Source organism: Rhodococcus maanshanensis NBRC 100610, from assembly GCF_001894865.1.
In the GTDB taxonomy this organism is placed as follows: Bacteria; Actinomycetota; Actinomycetes; order Mycobacteriales; family Mycobacteriaceae; genus Rhodococcus_G; species Rhodococcus_G maanshanensis.
The window spans coordinates 76,539-103,336 of the sequence record NZ_BCXA01000031.1 but is presented as its reverse complement, the minus strand read 5'-3'; the positions used below and the strand labels follow the sequence as shown (position 1 = coordinate 103,336).

The following is a 26,798-nucleotide window of genomic DNA, read 5'->3' as shown; positions in this document are numbered from 1 at the left end:
GGGGCATCACCGGAAGACCTTCCTCAGAATACGCCCCCGACCGGCGCATCCAGCCGCTCCGCCAGCACAGGCCCGATCACCGCGACCGCCTCGGGCTCGATCATCTGATTGTGATCGCAGTCCACGTCGATCTCCAGAAGCTCGCCGGTGATCGCCTGCCGCCATTCCTGCGCGGTGTGCCCGCTCTCCGATCTCGCAGCGGTGAAGAACAACAGGTCACCGTCGAAGAGCGCGGGGCTGAACCGGGACATGTTCTCCGCCGAATCGGCGAAGCCGTCAGCGATCCGCTCGAGATGCGCAGCGGTCAGTCCCATGTCCTGGCCGAGCGAGTCGTTGAGCAGCTCCGCCGCCCGCTCGTAGGTCAGGTCGCCATCACCGGCGGCCTCGACCTCGAGGCCGAGACCTGCGAGTAGTTCCTCGGCAGTCAGCCGCGGCTGGACCGGCTCCCCGGTCACCGCGTAGCTGTCCATGAGCGCGAGTGTCGCCACCTCGTTGCCCGTGCCGCGGAGTTCGACCGCCATCGCGTGCGCCACACACCCGCCCAACGACCAGCCGAGCAGGTGGTACGGGCCCTGCGGCTGGATCGACCGCAGCTCCTCGACATAGCGGTGCGCGAGCTGCTCCACCGAGTCGAAGTGCACGCCTTCGCTGATCGTCGGGAGCTGCAGCCCGTAGACCGGCCGGTCCGCGGCGAGCTGCGCGACCAGTCCGGCATACCCCCAGGACAGACCGATTCCGGGGTGCACACAGAACAACGGGGCCTTGCTGCCGGTCGACCGCAGGGAGATCACCACCGACAGCGCCTCCTCGAGGCCGGAGGCACCGACCCCGGTGACCTCGCCGTCCAGGTCCGCGATGCGCCGGGCGAGACCGGCGGGCGTCGGGTCGAAGAACATCAGCTGCAGCGGGATCGGGCGGCCGAGCCGCTCGTGGAGGTCCGCCATCACGCGGGTGGCGACCAGCGAGTTCCCGCCGAGGTCGAAGAAGCTGTCGTCGACGCCGACCCGGTCGAGGCCGAGGATGGCCTCGAACGCGCCGACCACGGCCTCCTCGAGCGGACTGCCAGGCGCCCGGAACTCCTCCGTCCGCGCACCGAACTCGGGTGCGGGCAGGGCATTTCGGTCGAGCTTTCCGACCGGCGTCAACGGGACCTCGCTCAGCACGCGGATGGACGAGGGCACCATGTACGCGGGGAGGAATGCCGCCGCATGCGCCTTGACCTCCCCCGGTTCGAGGGTGACGCCGTCGTGTGGGAGCACGTAGGACACCAGGACGGTGTCGCCGGTGGGCCCGGCATGCCCGATCGTCGTGGCGAAGCTGACCCCCTGCAGACCCGTCAGCACGGCGTCGATCTCGCCCAGCTCGATCCGGAACCCCCGCACTTTGACCTGGAAGTCGCTGCGGCCGAGGTAATCGAGGGTGTGGTCGGGCAGCCATCGCACGAGATCCCCGGTCCGGTACATCCTCGACCCGTTCGGTTCGAACGGGTTGGCCACGAAGCGCTGGGCGGTCAACCCGCCCTTGCCGTGATAGCCGCGTGCGAGGGCGGGACCGAACACGTACAGCTCGCCGGACACCCCCATCGGCACCGGCCGCAGCCGGGAATCGAGCACCGCCACACCGAAACCGATTGCGGGCCCGCCGATGTCCACCGCCTTCCCCGAGAGCATCGGACCGCCGACGGCTGCCTGCACCGTCGTCTCGGTGGGACCGTACCCGTTGTACATCCGGCGTCCGGGTGCCCAGCGAGCGACGAGTTCCGGCGGGCACGCCTCCCCCGCGACGACGAGGACCTCGACGCCTTCGAGGCCGCGGTGGTCGATCGACGAGAGCGCCGTCGGGGTGACCAGTGCGTGGGTGACGCCCTCCTCGCGCAGCAGGTCCGCGAGCTCGACGCCACCGAAGACGGTGGGCGGGACGATCACCAGGCGCGCGGCCGCCCCGAACGCCATCAGCAGCTCGTACACCGACGCATCGAAACTGGGCGACGCCAGGTGGGACACCCGCGACTCGTGCGTCACCTCGAACAGCTCGCGCTCCTGCCTCGCGAGGTTCGCCAGCCCGCCGTGGGTGACCACGACCCCCTTGGGCACGCCGGTCGAGCCCGAGGTGTAGATCAGGTAGGCGGGATGCTCGTGCCGCAGTGCGGAGATCCGGTCGCGGTCGGTCAGCGGCGCCGACGAGTACCCGTGCACCCAGGCCTGCACCTCGGCCGCATCGAGCGACAACCACGGCACGATGTCCGGCAGGTTCCCCCTGCTGCCGCTCGACGTCAGACCCAGCAGCGCCCCGGAATCGGTGAGCATGTGACCGATTCGCATCGCGGGATGGTTGGGGTCGACCGGTACGAACGCGGCACCCGCCTTGGTCACGGCCCACACCGAGAGAACCGATTCGATGGACCTCGGCAGTCCGAGCGCCACCACCGACTCGGGCCCGACGCCCCGGTCGACGAGGGCGCGCGCCAACCGGTTCGAGCGCTCGTCCAGCTCGCGGTAGGTCATCGAGGACCCCATGAAGGTCAGCGCGACCGAGTCGGGCCTGACCGCGACCGCGTCGGCGAGCAACTCCGGCCAGGTCCGCGGCGGCTCACCGGGCAGGCCCCACGCGGGCGCCAGGTCGGCCCGTTCCCCGGCGTCGAGGATCTCGATGTCACCGACAGGCCTGGCCGGGTCCGCGGTGACGGACTCGAGGATGCGCAGGAACCGCTCCGCGAATCCCCGCACCGTGCCGGGGTCGAACAGGTCCGTCGCGAAGTCGAAGCCGGCCGTCATCCCCGCCGGTGTGCCATCGGTGCCGAACTCCTCGGACAGCAGCAGCTCCAGGTCCTCCTTCGCCACGTTCACCTCGAGGTCGACGCCCGACACGGTCAGTCCTGGCAGTTCAAGGCGGGGGCGCAGGTTGTTCTGGAACTCCAGCGACACCTGGAAGATCGGCGAGTACGAGGTGGATCGGATCGGGTTGAGCGCCTCGACAACCCGCTCGAACGGGACATCGGCGTTGCCGAAAGCCGCCAGGTCGATCTCGCGCGCCCGTGCGAGCAGTTCGGTGAACGACTCGGTCCCGTCGACGCGGCTGCGGAGCACCAGGGTGTTGACGAACATCCCGACGAGATCGTCGAGTTCCGCCTCGCCCCTGCCCGCGACCGGCGTGCCGATCGCGACGTCCTCGGTGCCGCCGAGCCTGCTGAGCAACAGTGCGAGCGCCGCGTGGACGACCATGAACACGCTCGTGTTGTTCTCCCGCGCCAGCGCGACCACCCGGCCGTGCAGGCCGGGCTCGACGGCGAAGTCGACACGATCGCCGTGGAAGGACTGCTGAACGGGTCGGGGCCGATCGGCTGGCAACTGCAGGACATCGGGAAGTCCGGCCAGCGCCTCGGTCCAGAAGTCGAGCTGGCGCGACGCCAGGCTGCCCGGATCGTCCGCGGAGCCGAGCAGATCGTGCTGCCAGAGCGCATAGTCGGCGTACTGGATCTCCAGCGGCGCCCAGTCCGGCGCGCGGCCGTCGATTCGACAGGTGTACGCGGTCATGACGTCGCGTGCCAACGGGGCCATCGAGAATCCGTCGGCGCAGATGTGATGGACCACGATCGCCAGCACGTGCTCGTCCGGCGCCAGCCGGAACAGGGCGATGCGGTGTGGGACGGCAGTGGTGACATCGAATCCGGTCGCCATGAAACGGCCGAGGCGATCCGGCAGATCGGTCTCGTCGCCGAGATCGATGGGGGTGAGATCCGGTACGACCCCGGTCACCGGGTGGATCACCTGGCGCGGTCCCTCGGTCGACTCGGGGAAGGTGGTGCGCAACGACTCGTGCCTGGCCACGACATCGGCGAGCGCGGCCTGCATCGCCCGCAGGTCGAGGTTGCCGGAGAGCCGGACCGCGAGTGGGATGTTGTACGCGGGCGACGACGGGTCGAACTGGTTGATGAACCACATCCGCTGCTGGGCAAGGGAGAGCGGGATGTCCGCCGGCCGCGGGCCCGCGGTCAGCGCCGGCCGGGCGGTGCCGACCGCCGCGTGCCTCTCGACGCGGATGGCGAGCTCGCGCACGGTGGGGGCCTCGAACAGCGCGCGCACGCCGATCTCGGTGTGCAGGGCCGCGTTCAGGCGGGCCATCACGCGGGTTGCGGTCAGCGAGTTGCCGCCCAGATCGAAGAAGTTGTCGTCGAGGCCCGTGCGATCGCATCCGATGACCGCGGTGAAGATGTCCGCGACGGTCTCCTCTATCGGCGTCGTCGGGGCACGGAATTCGGTGGTGGCGAAGACGAATTCCGGTTCCGGCAACGCCTTTCGGTCAAGCTTGCCGACCGGGTTCAACGGGATCTCGTCGAGGAGGGTGACCGCCGAGGGCACCATGTGCGCGGGCAGCCGGCTCGCGAGGTGATCGGTGAGTTCGCGGGTCGCCACCACCGCGCCGCCGACCGGCAGCACGTACGAGACCAGCACGGTGTCGCCCGACCGTCCGGTGTGTCCGATGGTCGCGGCGAAGGCGACGTCGGGATGATCGGTTAGCGCGGTGTCGATCTCGCCGAGCTCGACACGGAACCCGCGGACCTTGACCTGGAAGTCGCTGCGGCCCACGTACTCGATCGCCAGGTCACCGCTCGCGTCCCTTGTCCACCGGACGACGTCCCCGGTCCGGTACATCCGGGCGCCCGGCTCGAACGGGTTGGCCACGAAGCGGCCGGCGGTCAGTGCCGCCCGCCGGTGGTAGCCGCGTGCCAGCCCGACGCCGGCGAGATACAGCTCGCCCGCGACGCCGACGGGCACCGGTTGCAGCCTCGAGTCCAGCACCAGCTCCGCGACGCCGCGCAGCGGCCCGCCGATGGTGATCCGCTCGCCCGGGGTCATCGCCGCGCTGATGTTCGACATGACGGTGGTCTCGGTCGGGCCGTAGGCGTTGAACAGGCGGCGCCCCGGCGCCCACCTGGCCACCAGGTCCGGCGGGCAGGCCTCGCCGCCGAACACGACGAACTGGAAGTCGTCGAGACCGGCGGGATCCATCGTGGAGAACGCCGCGGTCGTGATGAACGCGTGGGTGACGCGTTCCGCCGCCAGCAGGCGGGTCAGCTCGACGCCGCCGTAGACGGTCGGGGGAACCACCACCATCGTCGCGCCGGCCCCGCAGGCCTGCAGGTATTCGTAGATCGATCCGTCGAAGCTCGGCGACGAGAAGTGCAGGGTCCGCGACGCGGGAGTCGCGTGGAACCGCTCGGTCTGCATGGCCGCGAAGTTGTCGAGCCCGCGGTGGGTGACGACAACCCCCTTCGGCACGCCGGTCGACCCCGAGGTGTAGACGATGTACGCGGCGCAATCGAGCGTGATCGGCGAGATCCGGTCGGCGTCGGTCACGTCCGCGCAGGACGTTTCGGCACAGTCCGACTCGAACGCGGGGTCGTCGAGCGCGATCCAGTGCGCTGCGGCAGGGAGCCGATGCCGTTCGGCCGCCGTCGTCAGGCCGACGGTTGCGCCCGCATCGGTGAGCATGTGCTCGATCCGCTCAGCCGGATAGTTCGGGTCGACCGGCACGAACGCGGCCCCGGTCTTGGCCACCGCCCAGACCCCGAGAACCGATTCCACCGAGCGTGGGATGCCGAGGGCGACAAAGGTCTCCGGTCCGGCGCCCAGTGCGATCAGCCGCCGCGCGATCCGGTTCGAGCGCTCGTCGAGTTCGCGGTAGGTGACCTCTCGGCCCTGGAAGCTCAGCGCGATCGCCTCGGGGTCCATCGCCGCGGCGTCCGAGAAGATCTGCGGCAGTGTGCGGATCGACCCTCCTTGATGCCCACGCACCGGCGCCAACTCCCGTTGCTCCCGCTCGTCGAGCAGCTGTACCCGGGCCACCGGGACGTCGAGGTCCAGGTGGTCGAGCACGCGCTGCACCCGCTGCAGGATCGACTCGACGCTGTCGCGGTCGAACAGATCGGGGAGGTACTCGAGCTTGAGGTGTACGCGGGCGTCCACGGACGCGACCAGGCAGAGCGGGTAGTGCGCGGAGTCGGATCCCTCCACGTCGACCACCCGCATGCCCGCGATGTCCGTCTCCTCGGACAGCCCGGAACGGTCAACGGGATAGGACTCGAACACCGCCAGCGTGTCGAAGCCGAGCCCCTCCCCTGCCGCACGCTTGATCTCGGGCAGGCCCATGTAGTGGTGATCGAGTACGGCTGCCTGTTCGGTCTGGACCCGGTCGAGCAGTTCGCCGACGGTCTCCCCTGGCAGCAGCCGGACCCGGACCGGGATCGTGTTGATGAACAGCCCGATCATCGACTCGATACCGGAGATCTGCGGCGGGCGCCCGGACACCGTCGCGCCGAAGACGACGTCGTCGCGGCCGGTCAGCGCGCCGAGCACGATGGCCCACACGGCCTGCACGACGGTGTTGAGGGTCAATCCACGCTCGCGGGCGAGCGCCCGGAGGCGGTCGGTCTGTTGCTCGGTGAGCGAGTGCTCCACCTCGTTCGAGACCGTGGACACCTCCCGGCCCGGATCGGCCGGGACGACCAGGGTCGGATCGGTCGCCCCGGCGAGGGCGGTGGTCCATGCCGCGGTGGACTCGGCGGCATCGCGCTCCGACAGCCATTCGAGGTAGTCACGGTACGAGCGAACGCGCGGCAGGACCTCCGGGTCGCCGTCCGTCGCGTACAGGACCAGCAGCTCGCGCAGCATCAGCGGGGTGGACCAGCCGTCGAGCAGGATGTGGTGGTTGGTCATCACCAGGCGGTAGTGCTCCGGTGCCGTCCTGATCATCGTGAACCGCAGCAGTGGCGCCCGTGCCATGTCGAAGCTGGTGACCCGGTCCGCGGCGAGTCGCGCCGTCAGCTCTGCCTCGCGAACCACCGGATCCAGGGCCGAGAGGTCGACCTCGGTCCACGGCAGCGTCACCCGGTCCTGGATGACCTGTACCGACCGGCCCTCCTCGTCCTGGACGAAGGCCGCCCGTAGGTTCGCGTGCCGGTCCAGCAGCGCCTGCCCGGCCCGGCGCATCCGCTGTGGGTCGACAGCCCCGCGCAGCTCCAGTCCGAGCTGGACCAGATAGGAGTCGACGGATTCGTCGGACAGCAAGGCGTGGAACAGCATTCCGGATTGGAGCGGCGACATCGACCAGATGTCCGTCAGGTCGGGGTACCGGCTCTCGAGCCGGTCGATCGCGGGCTGGTCGAGGTCCACGAGGTCCAGGTCCGACGGGGTCAGCCCGCCCGCGCGAGGGCCTGCGGCGTGGATCGCCAGGGCCCGCAGCGCGCGGATCCACAGCTCCGCGACCTCCTCCACCTCGGCCGCGGTGAGCACCCCGCCGGGGTACGACCACGTCGCCCGCAGCTGCGGACCGTTCTCGGTGGCCCTGGTCATGGCGTTGATGTCCAGCACCGCCGCGACCGGCATCTCCGGGTTGTGCGGGTCACCCAGCCCCGCGTAGTCGACCGGCAACCATGCCGCCTCACCGGGACCGCCTGCCGCGGCCGTCGCGAACCGGCCCAGGTAGTTGAAGCTGATCTGTGGCACCGGCAGGTCGCGCAGGACGGCCGCCGAAGCGTCGTCGAGGTACCGCAGCATGCCGAAACCGATGCCGTGGTCCGGGATCGCCAGCAGCTGCTCCTTCACTGCCTTCACCGCCGCGCCTGCGGCTGGCCCGCCCGCGAACGCCTCGTCGAGGTCGACGCCCGAGAGATCGAGGCGCACAGGGAATATGGTCGTGAACCAGCCGAGGGTGCGGGCGAGGTCGGCGCCGGGGACGACCTGTTCCTCGCGGCCGTGGCCCTCGAGGTTGACCAGCGCACCGTCGGCCCACACGCCCCGCTCGCGCCGCCACCGGGTGATCGCCATCGCCAGCGCGGCGAGCAGGGCATCGTTGACGCTGCCGTGGAACGCCTGCGGCAACGAGGTCAGGACGGCCTCGGTCACATTGGTCGGCACCGAGACCTGGACCTTCTGCACGGTCGAGTTGAGATCGAGGGCGCGGTCCCGCGGCCTGCTGCCGAGCACCGGGTCCTCGGTCTCGAGCATCTCCCGCCACAGGTCCAGCTCGGCGATGCGCTCCTCGCGGTGCACGGCCTCGGCCAGTCCGTGCGACCACCGGCGCAGGGATGTCCCGACGGGCGCGAGCGCGGGCTCGATACCGGAGTCGATCTGCGCCCAGGCCGTCGCCAAGTCCGGGACCAGGATGCGCCAGGACACCCCGTCGATCGCGACGTGGTGGGCGAGCACCAACAGCCGGCCCTGTCCCTCGGGGGGATCGAACCAGACGACCTGCAACATGATCCCGGCCGCGGGATCCAACCGATCGGCGGCCGCGTCCAGCTCGGCCGCGGCGATCGCGGTGAACTCCTCGCCCACCACCGACGGGACGGCGACCCGCCGGAGCATCAGGTCCCCGTGCTCCGACCCCACGGGTTGCACCTCCAGGAACCAGTCACCGCGGTCCGACCGCAACCGCGCACGCAGCGCGTCGTGGTGGTCGACAACGGCCTGCACGGCGCGCCGCAACGAGTCCTCGTCGACCCCGGCGGGCAGGGCGAGCACCGCCGCCTGTCCGTAGCGGTGGAACTCACCGCCGCGTTCGAGCATCCAGCGCACGATCGGCGTGAGTGGAACCGTTCCGACGCCGCCGTCGGGAAGCTCCTCCAGCACCTCGGCGCCTGCCGCCTCGGCGACGCGGGCCACCTCGGCGAGTGCGGCAACCGTCTTGCGCTCGAAGACATCTCGGGGCGTGATGACGACCCCGGCGGCCTTCGCCCTCGCCACCAGCTGGATCGACATGATGCTGTCGCCACCGAGCGCGAAGAACGAGTCCTCGACGCCGACCGACTCGAGTCCGAGCGCCTCCGCGAACAGCTCGGCCAGCACCCGTTCCGCCTCGCTGACCGGAGCCCGGCTCGCCGTCACCCGCGCCCCGAAGTCCGGGGCGGGCAGCGCCTTCCGGTCCAGCTTGCCGTTCGCGGTCAGCGGCAGCTCGTCGAGGACCACCAACGCGGCGGGCACCATGTGCGCGGCGAGCGTCTCCGCCGCGAAATCGGAGACGGCACCGACATCGAGAACCGTGCCCGCCTCCGGCACCAGGTACCCGACGAGGCGGACACCACCGCTGCCGTCGTCGCGGGCCAGCACCACGGTCTGCGCGACGCCGGGGCTGCGCAGCAGCGCGGATTCGATCTCCCCGAGCTCGATCCGGAACCCGCGGACCTTCACCTGGAAGTCGCTGCGGCCCAGGTATTCCAGCTCACCGTCGGTGTTCCACCTGGCCACGTCGCCGGACCGGTACATCCGTGCACCGTCGGCACGGAACGGGTCGGCCACGAAACGACCGGACGTGAGGTCGGCCCTGCCGAGGTAGCCGCGGGCGGCCTGGGCACCCGAGACGTACATCTCGCCCGAGACACCGGGCGGTACCGGGTGCAGTCGCTCGTCGAGAACGTACACCCGCAGCCCGGGCAGACCCCGGCCGATGACGGACGCGGAGGCCTCGGCCGCGAACTCCCGGTCCAGGGGGATGTGGCTGACGTGCACCGTGGTCTCGGTGATGCCGTACATGTTGACCAGCGCAGGCGAAGTGTCGCCGTGCCTGCTGTACCAGCGGCCCAGCTGACCGAGGTCGAGCGCCTCGCCGCCGAAGATCACGTACCGCAGGCTGAGCCCGGCAGGGTCGCCGCGCTCCGATGCCACCCGGTCTGCCTCGGCCAACTGGTAGAACGCGGTCGGCGTCTGGTTCAGCACCGTCACCCGCTCGCGCCGCAACAGCTCCAGGAACATCTCCGGTTCGCGGGCGGTGTAGTAGTCGACGACCACGAGGGTGCCGCCGTACAGCAGCGGGCCCCACAGCTCCCACACCGAGAAGTCGAAAGCGTAGGAGTGGAACATCGTCCACACGTCCGAGTGATCGAATCCGAACCTGCCCTCGGTGTTGGCCATCAGTGTCGCCACGTTCCGATGCGAGACGAGAACGCCCTTCGGCCGCCCGGTCGACCCGGAGGTGTAGATCACGTACGCCAACGACGCCGGTTCCAGCACGCCGCGTCGATCCGCGTCGGTGATCGGTTCGGAGGACAGGGCATCGAGCCGGGTGAGCACCTCCGGCGCGTCGAGCCGTACGGTCGGGATCGCCGACCCTGGTACCGACTCGGCGTCCGCCTCCGTGGTCAGGACGCACACGGGCCGCGAGTCCTCGAGCATGAACGCCAGCCGTTCGGCGGGATAGGTCACGTCCACCGGCAGGTAGCCGCCGCCTGCCTTGATCACCGCGAGCAGCGCGACGACCAGGTCGGCGGAGCGTGGCATCGCCACGGCCACCAGGTCCTCCGGCCCCACCCCGAGGGAGATCAGGTGGCGGGCGAGGCGGTTGGCCCTCTCGTCGAGTTCCGCGTAGGTCAGGGAGGTGTTCTCGAAGGTGACCGCGACGGCTCCTCGGTGCTCCGCGGCGATGCGCGCGAACAGGTCCGCGAGGGTGACCGGAGGGACCGCGACGCCCTCCTCGCCGACGAGCAACCTATCCCGCTCTGCGGGTTCGACGATGTCGATGTCGCCGATGGTGCGGTCCGGGTCGGCGGTGACCGCATCGAGGATGCGCAGGTACCGCTCGGCGAAGGTCGCGGCGGTGTCCCGATCGAAAAGGTCGGTGGCGAAGGTGAACCCGGCGCTCATGCCCGCGGGCTCACCGTGCTCGTCGTGATGTTCGCCGATGGTCAGCTGCAGGTCGAACTTGGACACACCCAGGTCGTGGTCGACCGCGTCGACGGCGAGTCCCGGCAACTCGAGGTGGGCCGACAGATTGTTCTGGTACTCGATCAACACCTGGAACAGCGGCGAGTGCGAGGTGGAGCGTTCCGGTGCCAGCACGTCGACCAGTCGCTCGAACGGCAGGTCCGCGTTCCCGAACGCCGCCAGGTCGGTCTCCCGGACCTGGGTCAGCAGGTCGGTGAAGGTCGCCGCTGCCTCGATGTCGCTGCGCAGGACGAGAGTGTTGACGAACATCCCGACCATGTCGTCGAGCTCCGCCTCGCCGCGTCCGGCGACCGGGGTGCCGATGGCGATGTCGGCGGTGCCGGACAGACGGGCGAGCAGCACCGCGAGGGTGGCGTGCGCCACCATGAACATCGTCGAATTGTTCTGCCGGGCAATCGTCGCCAGCTTCCGGTGGATACGCGGGCCGATCTCGAAATCGACCACCTCCCCACGGAAGGAGCGGGCGAGCGGGCGCGGCCGGTCCGCCGGTAGCTGCAGCAGATCGGGCAGCCCGGCGAGGTTCGACGTCCAGTACGCCAGCTGCTGGGAGATCACCGAGTCGGGGTCGTCCTCCGAACCGAGCAGCTCGTGCTGCCAGAGCGTGAAATCGGCGTACTGCACGGCCAGCGGGGCCCATTCGGGGTCCCGCCCCTCCACCCGAGAGCTGTACGCGGTCATGACGTCGCGGGCCAACGGCGCCATCGAGAAGCCGTCCGCGGCGATGTGGTGCACCACGACCGTCAGGACGTGCTCGGTCTCGCCGAGTTCGAAAAGGCCGGCGCGCAGCGGGACCTCACGCGTGACATCGAAACCCGCCGAGACGAAGGACGCGATCCGGTCCGCCAGGTCCACCTCGGCGACCTCGACCGGTACCAGATCCGGCCCGGCCTGTGCGGCGTCCACGATCCGCTGGACCGGCTGCCCGTCAATGGTCGGGAACTCGGTGCGCAGCGACTCGTGCCTGGTCAGCACGTCGCGGATCGCGGCGCGCAGGGCGATCACGTCCAGCCGTCCGGAAAGCCGGATGGCGAGGGGAATGTTGTACGCCGACGAGGCGGTGTCGAATTGGTTGATGAACCACATCCGCTGCTGCGCCAGCGAGAGCGGGACGCGGTCGGGGCGAGAGACCGGACACAGCGCGGGGCGATCCCTCCGGTCCGCCGTGTGGTGCTCGATGGCGGCCGCGAGGCGATGCACGGTGGGCGCCTCGAACAGCGTTCGCACACCGATCTCCGTACCGAGCGCGTCGTTGACCCGGGCGATGACGCGGGTGGCGGTCAGCGAATTGCCGCCCAGCTCGAAGAAGTCGTCGTCGACACCGATCCGATCGGCACCGAGGACCGCGACGAACACGTCCGCGATGGCTTCCTCCGCCGGTGTCGAGGGCGCACGGAACTCCGCGGTGGACAGCACGTACTCCGGCGCGGGCAGCGCCTTTCGATCGAGCTTGCCGACCGGGGTGAGGGGGATCTCCTCGATCATCACGATCGAGGACGGCACCATGTGTCCCGGCAGCCGGGTGGCGGCGTGCGCGGTGAGCCGGGCGGCAAGGCCCGCCTCGGATCCGTTCGAGGCGGCCGCGGCCGGGACCGGCATCACATAGGCGACCAGCCTGGTGTCCCCGGACGGGCCGGTGTGACCGATCGTGGTCGCGAAGTCGACATCCGGGTGATCGGTGAGCACGGCGTCGATCTCGCCGAGCTCGATCCGGAATCCGCGTACCTTCACCTGGGAGTCGGCCCGCCCCAGGTACTCGAGCCTGCCGTCGTCGGTCCACCGGGCGAGGTCGCCGGTGCGGTACATCCGCGAGCCGGGCTCACCATGCGGGCTCGCGACGAACCGCCCGGCGGTCAGCGGCCCGCGGCGATGGTAGCCCCTGGCCAGACCCGCTCCGGCGACGTACAACTCGCCCGGCACACCCACCGGAACCGGCTGCAGCCGGGAGTCGAGGACGACCTCGGCGACGCCACGGATCGGGCCCCCGATGGTGACGGGCTCGCCCGCCGACATCGCGTCGCTCATGTTGGTCGCGACGGTGGCCTCGGTGGGCCCGTACGCGTTGAACAGCCGCCGTGGCGGTGCCGCCCACTGTCCGACCAGTTCGCGCGGGACGGCCTCGCCGCCGACGACCACGGAGGTGAACTCGTCCAGGCCGTCGGGTTCGATCGAGGCCAGCGCGGACGGGGTGAGGAAGCCGTGCGTGACGTGCTGGGCGCGTAGCAGTTCCGCGAGTTCGGCGCCGCCGTAGACGGTCGGTGGTGCGATCACCATCGTCGCACCCGGCCCGAACACCAGCAGGTACTCGAGGACCGAGGCGTCGAAGCTGGGCGAGGAGAAGTGCAGGACCCGCGACGTCGCCTCGGTCCCGCAGCGGGCCCGCTCCTCGGCGGCGAAGTTGTCCAGCCCCCGATGCGTGACGACGACACCCTTCGGCATGCCCGTCGACCCCGAGGTGTAGATCAGGTAGGCCGGGTTGTCGAAACCCAGCGCGGCGCGCCGGTCGCCATCGGTGACGGGGTCCGCGGACGTGCGCGCACAGTCCCGAACGAAGTCGGGATCGTCGATCGCCATCCAATTGACCCGGCCCGGCAGCGAATCGCGCTCGGTCGTGACCGTCAGCCCCTCGGTCACGCCCGCGTCGGTGAGCATGTGCACGATGCGCTCGGATGGGTAGTTCGGGTCAACCGGTACGAAGGCCGCACCGCTCTTGGCCACCGCCCACACCGCGAGCACGGACTCGATCGAGCGGGATATCGCCACCGCCACGAAGCTCTCGGCACACGCTCCGCGTTCGATCAGGATCCGGGCCAACCGGTTCGAGCGTTCGTCGAGTTCGCGATAGGTCACCGAGTCGTCGCCGCAGATCACGGCGACGGCGTCCGCCCGGCGGGCAGCCGCGTCTGCGAGCAACTGCGGAAGCAACCGGACGGACAGTCCCCTCGGCCCGTGCACGGGTGCGAGCCGATCGCGCTCGGCGGCGCTGAGCAGGTCAAGGCCTGCCAGCGCCGTGCCGGGATCGGCGGCGACGGCCGCCAGCACCCGGACCACCCGGCCTGCAATGGATTCCACATCGGCTCGATCCAGCAGATCGGGTAGGTACGTGAGCCGAAGCCGCAGTTCCGCGTCGGCGGAGGCGATCACGGTCAGCGGATAGTGTGTCGCGTCGCCGCCCTCGATCACATCCGCGATCCGCATCCCGGCGATGTCGGTGACCTGGGACAGCCCGGCCCTGTCGACGGGATACGACTCGAACACGGTGAGGGTGTCGAAGCCGAGCCCGGATCCGACCGCCGTGGCGATCTCCGGCAGTCCCAGATGGTGGTGGTCGAGCAGGGCGGCCTGTTCGGCCTGGACCCTGCTCAACAACTCACCGAGAGTCTCGTTGGGGTCCAAGGTGATTCGAACAGGGAGCGTGTTGATGAACAACCCGATCATCGTCTCGACGCCCGCGATCTGCGGTGGCCTGCCGGAGACGGTGGCCCCGAACACGACGTCGTCCCGTCCGGTGAGCAGCCCGAGCACGATCCCCCATGCGGCCTGCACCATGGTGTTCAGCGTGACCCCGTGCGTCCGGGCCACCTCGCGCAGCGCGTCGGTCTGCTCCTCGCCGACCGAGGCGTACACCTCCCCAGGCACGGCGCTCAGTTCTCGTCCCGGCTCCGAGGGGACGAGCAGCGTCGGTTCCTCGACGTCGGCGAACGCTCGCACCCACGCGTTCGTCGAATCCGCGATGTCCCGGCGCGCGAGCCATTCCAGATAGTTCCGGTAGGGCGCCACCCGCGGGAGAACACCGGTGTCACCGTCGGTGGCGTAGAGGACGAGCAGCTCCTTGAGCAGCAAGGGCGTCGACCATCCGTCGAGCAGGATGTGATGGTTGGTCATGTAGATCCGGTGGCGGTTCGGGCCCGTCTTGATCAGCATGAACCGCATCAGCGGCGGCGTGGCCATGTCGAAACTGGTGGCGCGGTCTGCCGCGAGGATCGTCGCGAGCCGCGCCTCTAGCACGGCCGGATCCTCCTCGGACAGGTCCAGCTCGACCCACGGCACCTCGACCCGCTCGGCGATCAGCTGAACCGGCTCGGCATCGCCGTCCTGGTGGAAGGCGGCACGCAGATTGGGGTGCCGCTCCAGTAGTGCCTGTGCGGCGCGCCGCATCCGCTCCGCGTCGACGACGCCGTCCAGCTCCAGCCCGAGTTGGACGAGGTAGGCGTCGACCGAGCGATCCGACAGCAACGCGTGGAACAGCAGACCCTTCTGCAGCGGGGCCATCGTCCAGACGTCGGACAGATCGGGGTACCGGCTCTCGAGCCGGTCGATCGCGGCCTGATCCAGGGACACCAATCCGAGGTCCGAGGGCGTCAGGCCTCCTGCACCAGGGGATTCGGCGTGCCCGGCGAGCGCCGTGAGCGCCGCCGCCCACAGCTCGGCGAGCTCCCTGGCCTCGTCCTCGGCTAGGACCCCGGTGGGGAACGCCCAGGTGGCCCGCAGCTGGGGGCCGTCCGGGGTCGTCGCGGTGATCGCGTTGACGTCGACGGCCGCCGCGACGGGCAGCCGGGGATCCGTTACGCCCGCGAGGTCCCCCGCGTCCTCGACCGGAAGCCAGCCGGTGTCACCGTGATCGGACGCGGCGGTGGTGAAGCGGCCCAGGTAGTTGAAGCTGATCTGCGGTGCGGCCAGCTCGCCGAGGACCGAGGCGGCCGCGTGGTCGAGGTGGCGCAGCATCCCGTACCCGATGCCGTGATCCGGGATGGCCAGCAGTTGCTCCTTCACGGACTTGATCGCGGCGCCTGCGGCCGGTCCGCCTGCGAAGGCGTCATCGAGGTCGATGCCGGACAGGTCGAGGCGCACCGGGAACACCGCGGTGAACCATCCGACCGTGCGAGTCAGGTCCGCTCCCGGCACGACCTGTGCCTCGCGACCGTGACCCTCGAGGTTGACGAGCGCGCCGTTCGTGCGCACGCCCCTGTTCTCGCGCCAACGGGCCAACGCCAACGCCAGAGCCGTGAGCAGGCCGTCGTTCACGCTGCCGTGGAACGCCGAGGGCAGCGTGGTGAGCACCGCCTCGGTCACCGAGGGCGGCAGGTCGATCTCGACCCTGGCCACCGTCGCATTGACGTCGACAGCCGGATCGAGCGGCCTCGAACCGAGCAGCGGGTCCGGTTCGGCCAGCATCCGGGTCCAGGTGTCCAGCTCACCGGACCTGTCCCGCGCGGCATCGGCCAGGGCGTGGGCCCAGCGGCGCATCGAGGTACCGACGGCGGCGAGGTCCGGCCGCCCGCCCGCCTCCAGCTGCGCCCATGCGGTGGCGAGGTCGGGTATCAGCACCCGCCAGGACACCCCGTCCACCACGAGGTGATGCGCGACCACGAGCAGCCGTCCGACGCCTGCTGGGGTCTCGAACCACACCGCCTGCACCATGGTCCCTGCGGACGGATCGAGTCTGCCCTGCGCCTGAGCCAGTGTGTCGGCCACCGCGGCGGTGAACTCCGGACCGGTGACCTCGTCGACCGGGATCCGGCGGAGCACCGTCGCCGACGACACGGCTCCTGTCGGTCGCACCTCGAGTCCCCAGTGTCCCTGCTCCCCGTGCAGTCGGGACCGGAGCATGTCGTGTCGGTCCAGCACGGCCTGCAGAGCGCGTTCGAGCATGTCGCGGTCCATGCCCGGCGGGAGCGTGAGCAGCACGGACTGCGAGTAACGGTCGAAGTCGCCGCCGCGCTCGAGCAGCCAGCGCACGATCGGCGTCAGCGGTACCTCGCCGACCCCACCTCCTGGGAGCTCGTCGAGCGTTGGCACCTCGGCCGTCTCACCGACGACAGCGACCTGGGCGAGCGCGGCGACGGTCTTGTGCTCGAAGACATCCCGCGGCGAGAGGAACACACCCGCCGTCTTGGCCCGCGACACCAACTGGATCGACATGATGCTGTCGCCGCCGAGGGCGAAGAACGAATCGTCGGCACCGATCGCCTCCACCCCGAGCACCTCGGCGAACAGCCCGGCCAGCAGTCTCTCGGTCTCGGTGACGAGCGCCCGGCTCTCGGTCGTACGGGCGCCGAAGTCGGGCGCGGGCAACGCCTTTCGATCTTTCTTGCCCGCAGGCGTCAGCGGCAGCTCGTCCAGCACCACCAGCGCGGCAGGCACCATGTGTGGCGCCAGCACCTCACCGACCGAGGCCAGGACCTCCGCGGCACCGAGCTCGGCGCCCTCCTCGGGCACCACGTAGCCGACCAGCCGCCCAACGCCGCGGCCGTCGCCGGAGACGGTGGCCACCGCATCGGACACCCCGGCGCAGTCCCGCAACGCCGATTCCACCTCGCCGAGTTCGATCCGGAATCCGCGGACCTTCACCTGGAAGTCGCTGCGGCCCAGGTAGGCCAGTTGACCGTCGGGGCGCCAGCGCACCACGTCGCCGGTGCGGTACATCCGGGATCCAGGGTCTCCGAAGGGGTTCGCCAGGAACCGGTCCGCGGTCGCCCTCGACCTCCGGTGGTACCCGCGGGCGAGTCCGGGTCCCATCACATAGAGCTCACCCGCTACACCGACCGGTACCGGGTGCAGCCGCTCGTCGAGGACCAGCACGCCGCACCCGACCGGCGGGCGTCCGATCGCGACCGCAGTGCCGGGGACCATCGGATCGCTGACGCTGGCGACGACGGTGGCCTCGGTGGGCCCATAGGCGTTGAACATCGTGGCAGTTGTGGCCCACTGGCGCACCAGTTCCGGGGGGCAGGTGTCGCCGCCGGTCACCACGCACTCGAGGGCATCGAGCCCGGCCGGGTCGACGGAGGCCAGCGCGGCTGGGGTGACGAAGGCGTGGGTGACCCGCTCGCGGGCGAGCAGTTCGGCCAGTTCCGCGCCCCCGTAGAAGGTCGACGGCGCGATCACCATCGTGGCACCCGCACCGAAGGCCAGCAGCAGCTCCAGCACGGACGCGTCGAAGCTCGGCGAGGAGAAGTGCAGGGTCCGCGACGCCGGGCCGACGGTGAACCGGGTGCGTTCGTCGGCGGCGAAGTTCGCCAGGCCACGGTGGGTGAGCACCACGCCCTTCGGGACACCGGTCGAGCCGGAGGTGTAGATCAGGTAGGCGGGGTGCCCGAGCAGCAGCGGGGCGCACCGGTCGGTGTCGGTGACCGCCGCACCGGGCTGCCCGTCGACCTCGGCACCGAATCCCGGGTCGTCGAGGACCAGCCAGTCCGCCGTGTCCGGCAGCTGCGCACGCGACCGCGACACCGTGAGACCGAGCGCGGCCCCGGAATCGGTCAGCATGTGCTCGATGCGCTCGGCCGGATAGCTCGGGTCCACCGGCACGTAGGCGGCTCCCGCCTTGGCCACCGCCCACACCGAGAGCACCGACTCGATCGACCGGGCCATCCCGAGGGCGACGATCGATTCCGGGCCGATGCCCCGGCCGATGAGCACCCGCGCCAGCCTGTTCGAGCGTTCGTCCAGCGCGCGGTAGGTCAGACTCGTGTCCTCGCAGATCACCGCGACGGCATCGGGATCGATCGCGGCGGCGTCCGAGAGCAACTGGGGCAGGGTGCGTGGCGGCACCTCGCCGGGACCGGTGACCGGCGTCAGCGACCGGCGCTCGCTCTGATCGAGCAACTCGATGTCCCCCACCGCGATCGATGGATCGGCGGTCGCGGCCTCGAGGACCCGGACGAACCGCTCGGCGAGGCCGTCCACCGTCGCCTGGTCGAAGAGATCCGTGGCGAAGGTGAACGCGGCCGCAACCCCCGCCGGGCCGCCGTCCCCGTCATAGCGCTCGTCGAGGGTCAGCTGCAGATCGAAGTTCGCTGTGACGGTATCGAGTTCGACCGGCTCGATGACGAGGCCCGGCAGCTCCAGCCGCGCCCGTTCGGTGTTCTTGAACTCGAGCATCACCTGGAACAACGGGGAATGCGCGGTCGACCGTTGCGGGGCGAGGACGTCCACCAGTCGCTCGAACGGAAGGTCGGCGTGACCGAACGCGCCGAGATCCGCCTCGCGGACCGAGTCCAGCAACTCGGCGAAGGTGGCCGAGCGATCGACGCGGGTACGCAGGACGAGGGTGTTGACGAACATGCCGACGAGGTCGTCGAGCGCGGCCTCGCCGCGGCCGGCAATCGGCGTCCCGACCGCGACATCGTCGGTGTCCGACAGCCGGCTCAGCAGTACCGCCAGGACGGCGTGCATCGCCATGAACACGCTCGAACTGCGCTCCCTCGCGGTCGCGACGAGCCTGCGATGAGTGTCCGCGTCGATCGAGAACTCCACCCGGTCGCCGCGCAGCGATCGCTCGGCGGGCCGTTGCCGGTCGACCGGCAGTGCCAGCACCTCGGGAAGGCCGGACAGCGTCCGCGTCCAGTAGTGCAACTGCCGCGCGATCAGGGACTCGGGGTCCTCCTCTGAGCCGAGCATCTCGCGCTGCCAGAGCGCGTAGTCGGCATACTGCACCGGCAGCGGTGCCCACTGGGGGAGCTCGCCCGCCATCCGGGAGCTGTAGGCCGCCATGACATCCCGCGCCAGCGGGACCAGCGAGAAGCCGTCGGCCGAGATGTGGTGCACGACGACGACCAGGACGTGCTCGGTCCCGCTCAGTTCGAACAGAGCCGCCCGCAACGGAACCCGCGCGGTCACGTCGAAGCCGGCGGCGACGAACCGGGCGAGCTCCTCGGGCATCGCATCCTGAGGAACGCCGACCGGCCGCAGGTCACCCACCACCTCGGCGGCGTCGACGACCACCTGCATCGGCTCCCCGTCGACGAGCGGGAACATCGTGCGCAGTGCCTCGTGCCGGTCGACGACGTCGAGGATGGCCGTACGCATGGCGTCCGCGTCGAGTGTGCCGGAGAGCCGGACGGGCAGTGCCACGTTGTATGCGGAGGACGACGTGTCGAACTGGTTCATGAACCACATCCGGCGCTGCGCGAGCGAGACGGGCACCCGCGGTGGCCGGGCGGACGCCAGCAGGGCGGGACGCTCAACCGCCCGTGCGCTCTGGGTCTCCGCGCACACGGCGAGCGCGGCCACCGTAGGCGAGTCGAAGAGCTCGCGGACCCCGATCCGGGTGTCGACGGCCGCGTTGACCCTTGCCACCATCCTGGTCGCCACAAGTGAGTTCCCGCCGAGGTCGAAGAAGTTGTCGTACACGCCGATCCGGCCGAGCCCGAGCAGGTCCGCGAAGATCGACGCGATGATCTCCTCGATCGGGTTCCGCGGTGCCACGAACTCGGACGTCTTGGCCGCGAATATCGGTTCGGGGAGAGCGGAACGGTTGAGCTTGCCGGTCGAGCCGAGGGGGAACTCCTCCAGCACCATCAGCTGCGCCGGCACCATGTAGCCGGGCAACCTCGAGGCGGCCCGTTCGATCACGCCGTCGGTGTCGATCTCCTGGCCGCGCTCGGCGACCAGGTAGCCGATCAGCGAATCGCCCGTGAGCGCGTCGCTGTGCATCGTCACCGCCGCCTGAGCCACCGCAGGGTGTTCGAGCAGTGCCAGCTCGATCTCGGACAGCTCGATGCGCAGGCCCCGCATCTTGACCTGGAAGTCGGTGCGGCCGATGTACTCGATGTTCCCGGTCTCGTTCCACCGCACCAGGTCGCCGGTGCGATACATCCGCTCGCCCGGCGCGAAGGGGTTGGCCACGAATCGATCCGCGGTGAGGTCCGCGCGGCCGACGTAGCCGCGTGCCAGCTGGACACCGCCCAGATACAGCTCGCCCGCGACGCCGACCGGGACCGGGTTCAACCGGCCGTCGAGCACGTACACCCGGGTGTTCCACACCGGGGCGCCGATGGGCACGACCACCTCGTCCGCGGCGGTGCACGCCCAGTACGTCACGTCGACCGAGGCCTCGGTCGGTCCGTACAGATTGTGCAGCTCCGCGACGCTGAACTGACGGAACGCCTCTGCCGCCGACGGCGCGAGCGCCTCGCCGCTGCAGAACACCCGGCGCAACGACCGGCATCGGGCCGGATGCGCACCCGCGGTGAAGGTCGCGAGCATCGACGGCACGAAGTGCATCGTGGTGACGCGTTCGGTATCGATCAGCCGCGACAGGTAGTCCGGGTCCCGATGCCCGTCGGGGGCAGCGACCACGAGCCGTGCGCCGGTCTGCAGCGGCCAGAAGAACTCCCACACCGAGACGTCGAAGGTGGCAGGGGTCTTCTGCAGCACCACGTCCTCGGGCGTCAGGGGGTACCGGTCTTGCATCCACGACAACCTGTTGGCGATCCCGGCGTGGGTGACCGCGACGCCCTTCGGCCTCCCGGTCGAACCGGAGGTGTAGATCACGTACGCGACGTCGTCTGGGCGAAGACGGCCGAGCCGGTCGGCATCGACGATCGGTGAGGGGTCCTGCGCGCTGAGGTCGAGCCGGTCGATCTCCAACGCCTCCAACGAGTCGGGAAGCGCGGCGCGATCGGTGTGAGTGGTGAGCACGCACACCGGCCTGGCACTGCCGAGCACATATGCGGTCCGGTCCGCGGGGTGATCCGGATCGATCGGCACGTAGGCGCCGCCCGCCTTGACCACCGCATACATGCCGACCACGAGCTCCATGGAACGTCGCATGGCCAGGCCGACGGTTGTCTCCGGTCCGACCCCGAGCGAGATCAGGTGGCGGGCCAGTCGATTGGCCGCCGCGTCGAGCTCGGCGTAGGTCAGCCGGTCCTGGCCGAACACGACGGCGACCGCGTCGGGTGTGCGCGCGACCTGCGCATCGAAGAGGTCGCCGAGGGTGGTCGCGGGCACCTCCCGTTCGGTGGCGTTCCAGTCGGTCAGCACCTGCGAACGCTCGCTGCCGTCGAGCAGGTCGACGTCGCCGATCGTCACCGCGACATCCCCGGTGACCGATTCGAGCAGCCGGACGAATCGCTGCGCGAACCGGCGGACGCTCGGCGCGTCGAAAAGGTCGGTGGCATAGGAGAACGCCGCCGCGATCCGACCGGGCGCGCCCTGGTCGTCGTAGGTCTCGGTCAGGGTGAGCTGCAGGTCGAACTTGGCGGTTCCGTTGTCCAGCGCCTCCACGTCCACGATCAGGTCGGGTAGTTCGAGTCGCGTGTGGCCGGTGTTCTGGAGCACCAGCAGCACCTGGAACAGCGGGGAGTAGGCGGTGGACCGTGTCGGGTTGAGCACCTCCACGACCCGCTCGAACGGGACGTCGGTGTGGCCGAACGCGTTCAGGTCCACCGTGCGCGTCTGCTTGACCAACTCCGAGAACGTCACTCCTGGATCGACGGGTGTGCGAAGCACCAGAGTGTTGACGAACATGCCGACCAGGTCGTCGAGCGCGGCCTCACCCCTGCCCGCGATCGGAGTTCCGACGGAGATGTCGGACGACCCGCTCAGCCGAGCCAGCAGGACCGCCAGCGCGGCGTGCAGCACCATGAACAGGCTCGAATCCAACTGCCCCGCACGCGAGATCAGCTTGTTGTGCAGCTCGGCGGAGATCGTGAACTCCTCTACCGCGCCCCGGAAGGACTGCTCCGGCGGGCGGGGACGGTCCGTGGGCAACTCGAGCACGTCGGGGGCGCCCGCCAGCGCGGCCGTCCAGTAGTCGAGCTGGCCGGAGATCAGGCTGTCGGGGTCGTGCTCGTCACCGAGCAGTTCTCGCTGCCACAGCGAGTAGTCCGCGTACTGCACCTCGAGCGGAGCCCAGTCAGGGGTACCGCCGAGCCTGCGGGCGTTGTACGCCGTCATCACGTCGCGCGCGAGCGGTGCCATGGAGTAGCCGTCGGCGGCGATGTGGTGGACGACCAGGACCAGCACGTGCTCGGTCGGCCCGAGGCGGAGCAGCTCGGTCCGCACCGGGAACTCGGTGGTGACATCGAAGCCGGTCGACGCCAGGCCGGTGACCATCTCGCGCAGGCCGCTCTCGGACACCGGCACCGGCGTCAGATCCGGGACCACCTCGGAGGCGGGCCGGATCGACTGGAACGGACCGTCGGGAGAATCGGGGAACACGGTCCGTAGCGACTCGTGCCGTTCGACGACATCGGCCAGCGCCCTGGCCAACGCGTCGGGGTCCAGTTCGCCCGCGAGGCGCACGGCGATCGGGATGTTGTACGCAGGTGAGGACGGGTCGAACCGGTTGATGAACCACATCCGTTGCTGCGCAAGGGAGACCGGAACTCGATCGGGCCGCTCCCCCGCCGCGAGCACGGGTCGGTCCGGGTCCCGGCGGCCCATCCGGTCGATACGCGCGGCGAGCTGCTCGACCGTCGGCGCCTCGAACAGATCCAGCACCCCGATGTCGCTGTCGAGGACGGCATTGATGCGCGCGACCACCCGGGTCGCGATCAGCGAATTGCCGCCGAGGTCGAAGAAGCTGTCCCTGGTACTGATCCGCTCGACGCTGAGAACCGTCGCGAAGACCCCGGCGACCGCCTCCTCGCTGTGGGTTTCCGGGGCAAGGAACTCGGCGGTCGAGGTGACGAAGTCCGGTGCGGGCAGCGCCTTCCTGTCGAACTTCCCCGCGGGTGTCAGCGGGATCTCGTCGAGCAGGACGATGCTCGACGGCACCATGTGCCCCGGCAGGCGGGCGGCCAGGTGCGCGGTCAGCTCGGCGGCGGCGATCGCGGCGTCGCTGGTCGGGTGCACATACGACACCAGCACCGTGTCCCCGAACGGGCCGGGGTGACCGACGGTGGCGGCGAAGCTGACGTCGGGGTGTGTGGTCAGGGCCGCGTCGATCTCGCCGAGCTCGATCCGGAAACCTCTGATCTTCACCTGGAAGTCGCTGCGTCCGAGGTACTCGAGGGTGTATCCGTGCCCGTCCTCGGTCGTCGTCCACCGCGCGAGGTCTCCGGTTCGGTACATCCGCGTGCCGGGCTCACCGAACGGGCTGGCCACGAAGCGGTCCGCGGTGGGGACAGGCCGCCGGTGATAGCCGCGGGCGAGGCCGGGGCCGGTGACGTAGAGCTCACCGGGCACCCCCGCGGGCACCGGGTGCAGCCGGCCGTCGAGGACCATCTCACCGCACCCGAGCGGTGGCCTGCCGATGGTGACCTGTTGACCGGGGGTCATCCGGGGGCTGATGGACGAGACGATCGTCGTCTCGGTCGGTCCGTACGCATTGAACATCCGATGGCCGGGCGCCCACTGCTGCACGAGTTCCGGCGGGCAGGTGTCGCCGCCGGTGACGAGGCACTCGATGTCGTCGAGGCCGGCGGGGTCGACGGAGGCCAGCGCGGCCGGGGTGACGAAGGCATGGGTGACCCGACGTCGGCCCAGTAGTTCGGCGAGTTCCGCGCCGCCGTAGACGGTCGGCGGGGCGACCACCATCGTGGCACCCGTACCGAACGCCATCAGCAGCTCGAGGACCGACGCGTCGAAACTCGGCGACGAGAAGTGCAGGGTCCGCGACGCCGGGGTGACGGCGAAACGGTCGCGTTCCTCGGCCGCGAGGCTGGCCAGGCCACGATGGGTGAGCACAACGCCCTTGGGCACGCCGGTCGAGCCGGAGGTGTAGATCAGGTAGGCCGGATGCGTCAGCAGCAGCGGAGCGCGACGATCCTCGTCCGTGACCTGCGCCGGGGAGTAGCGCTCGAGGTCCGCCGCCAGGTCGGGTGCGTCGAGGACCAGCCACGGCACTGCGCCGGGAAGTCGACTCGCCCGCTCGCCGACGGTCAGACCGAGGGCGGCGCCGGAATCGGTGAGCATGTGCTCGATGCGCTCGGCCGGATAGTTCGGGTCGACGGGGACGAACGCGGCGCCTGCCTTGGCCACCGCCCACACCGACAGCACGGACTCGACGGATCGGGCCATCCCCAGCGCCACTATGGATTCCGGGCCTACGCCCCGATCGATCAGCAGCCGCGCCAGCCGATTCGAGCGCTGGTCGAGTTCGCGGTACGTGAGGCTCACGTCCTGGAACACGAGTGCCGAGGAGTCGGGGTCGATGTGCGCGGCGTCGGCGAACAGCTCGGGCAACGTGCGTGGCGGCACCTCCGGGCCCCCGAGCACCGGCGCCAGGGCGTCCCGTTCGTCGGCGTCGAGGAGTTCGATGTCCCCCACCGCGATCGACGGATCCGCGGTCGCGGCATCGAGTATCCGGACGAACCGGGTCGCGAAACCCTCGACGGTGTCCGGATCGAACAGATCGGTGGCGTAGGTGAACGCCGCCGACATGCCGGCAAGGGCGCCGTCCGCGTCGTGCCGCTCGGCGATGGTCAGGCACAGGTCAACCTCGGGGGCGATGCCGTCGGCCTCGACCGATTCAACTGTGAGCCCTGGCAGTTCGAGGTGTGGCCGCCGCGCGTTACGCACCTCGAGCAGCACCTGGACCAGGGGCGCGTAGGCCGTCGAGCGGACCGGACAGACCGTCTCTACGAGGCGCTCGAACGACTGCTCGGCATGGTTGAAGGCGCTGAGCTCGCCGAGGGACGCCTCGTGCAGGAGTTTGCCGAACGAGTCGCCGCCGTCGACCCGGGTCCGCAGGACCACCGTGTTGTCGAAGGACTCGACGGTGCCGTCCACTGCCGCGGCGTGCACCGCGACCGGGGTGCCGATCGCCACATCGTCGGTGTCGCCGAGCCTGCTCAGCAGCACCCCCAGCGCCCCGTGCACCGCGGCGAACACGCTCGAGCTCCGGTCCCTGGTCAGCGAGATCAATCGCTCCTGGATGTCGGCGCCGATGTCGAACTCGACGCAATGGCGCCGATCGGACAGCACGATCGGGCGCGGTCGATCCGCAGGCAGCGACAGCACCTCTGGCATCCCGGAGAGGACCCGTGACCAGTGCGCCAGCAGCGAAGACGCCTTGTGCTTTCGTGCGCCCATCCGGAAGCTCCGCGCGTGGATCTCCATCAGCCTGGTGTCGGGATCGGCCGCGACGAACCCCTCCAGCATCTCGACGAAGGCGTGGTGCCGCGACCGCAGATCGTCGTCCTCGTACAGGTTCGGGTTGCCCCGGAAGTCGATGACGGTGCTCGGCGGGTTTCCGCTCTGGTAGATGTTGACCAGCAGGTCGTCGACCGGGCCCGAGGTCATGATCCGGTTCTCGCCGACGACAGAGCCGAGCGTGACCTGTTGACTGAACAGCATCACGTTGACCATCGGGGCGTGCAGCGATCGGTCGCCGCTGCGCCCGGCGTCCCTGCGGATGTCCTCGAGGCTGCAACGCTGATGCCGCAGCGCGCCCATCAACTCGAGATTGACCCGTTGGACCAACTCGGCGACCGTGTCGCCCGGTCGCACGCTGAGGCGCAGCGGCGCGACATTGACCAGCATCCCGCCGGATCGGTGCAGGACCGAGGTCGTCCGTGCCGAGACCGGGATGTTGACCAGGACCTCCTCGGAGCCGGTCATCTGGGACAGATAGCACGCGAATCCCGCGATCACCACGGCCGCCGCCGTCGCGCCCCGCCGGAGGTCGGAGTCCTCGAGCAGCCGGACGGCGTCGTCGGACAGGGGGGCGCTCGCGAGCCTGCTGCGTGCGACGGCGGGCGCCACGGCCGCGACCAGGCTCGAGCCCTCCTCGATTCCACGGATCCGATCGGCCCAGTACTTGCGGTCCGACTCGAACCTGCTCGACGCCCGGTACTTCACGTCGAGCTCGTACAGATCAGTCAACGGAGAGCACTTGGCCGGGCCGGCGTCCCCGCCCTCCACCGCGGCGGTGTACAGCGAGGCGATCCGGTTCATCACGGTCGCCCCGCCGTAACCGTCGAGCGCGACGTGGTGAATCCGGCTGTACCAGAGGTAGTCCCGGTCACCGATCTGAAGGATCGTGATGTCGAAGAGGCGATCGGTCGCGAGGTTCACCGGGGTCGCGTAGTCCCGATGCATCCACTCCTCGGCCGCCGCGGCCGGATCCTCCTCGTCCCGGAAGTCCACGAAGCCGAGCGGTAGACCGATGGATTCGTCGACGAGCTGGAACGGTTCACCGTCGACCTCGATCACCCGGAGGTAGGGCGACTGGAACTCGTGTGCCGCGGTCTTCGCCGCCTGGTGCAGTACCTCGAAATCGAGCTCCCCGTGCAGCTCGATGTACTGGGCAACCGTGATCGGAACCGTCGGGGTGAGTTGTTGGGCGAACCACATCGCGCGCTGCGCCGCGGAGAGGGGAAACGCTCCGTCCGGGATGTTGGTAGCCAC

At 70.0% G+C, this 26,798-nt stretch carries 1 protein-coding gene; it reads right to left on the bottom strand.

Going from position 1 to position 26,798, the window contains the following annotated elements:
• Positions 1-23: 23 nt before the first annotated feature.
• Positions 24-26,798, bottom strand: coding sequence for a non-ribosomal peptide synthase/polyketide synthase (locus tag RM1_RS16160; protein ID WP_072752764.1), 26,775 nt, complete (start codon positions 26,796-26,798; stop codon positions 24-26).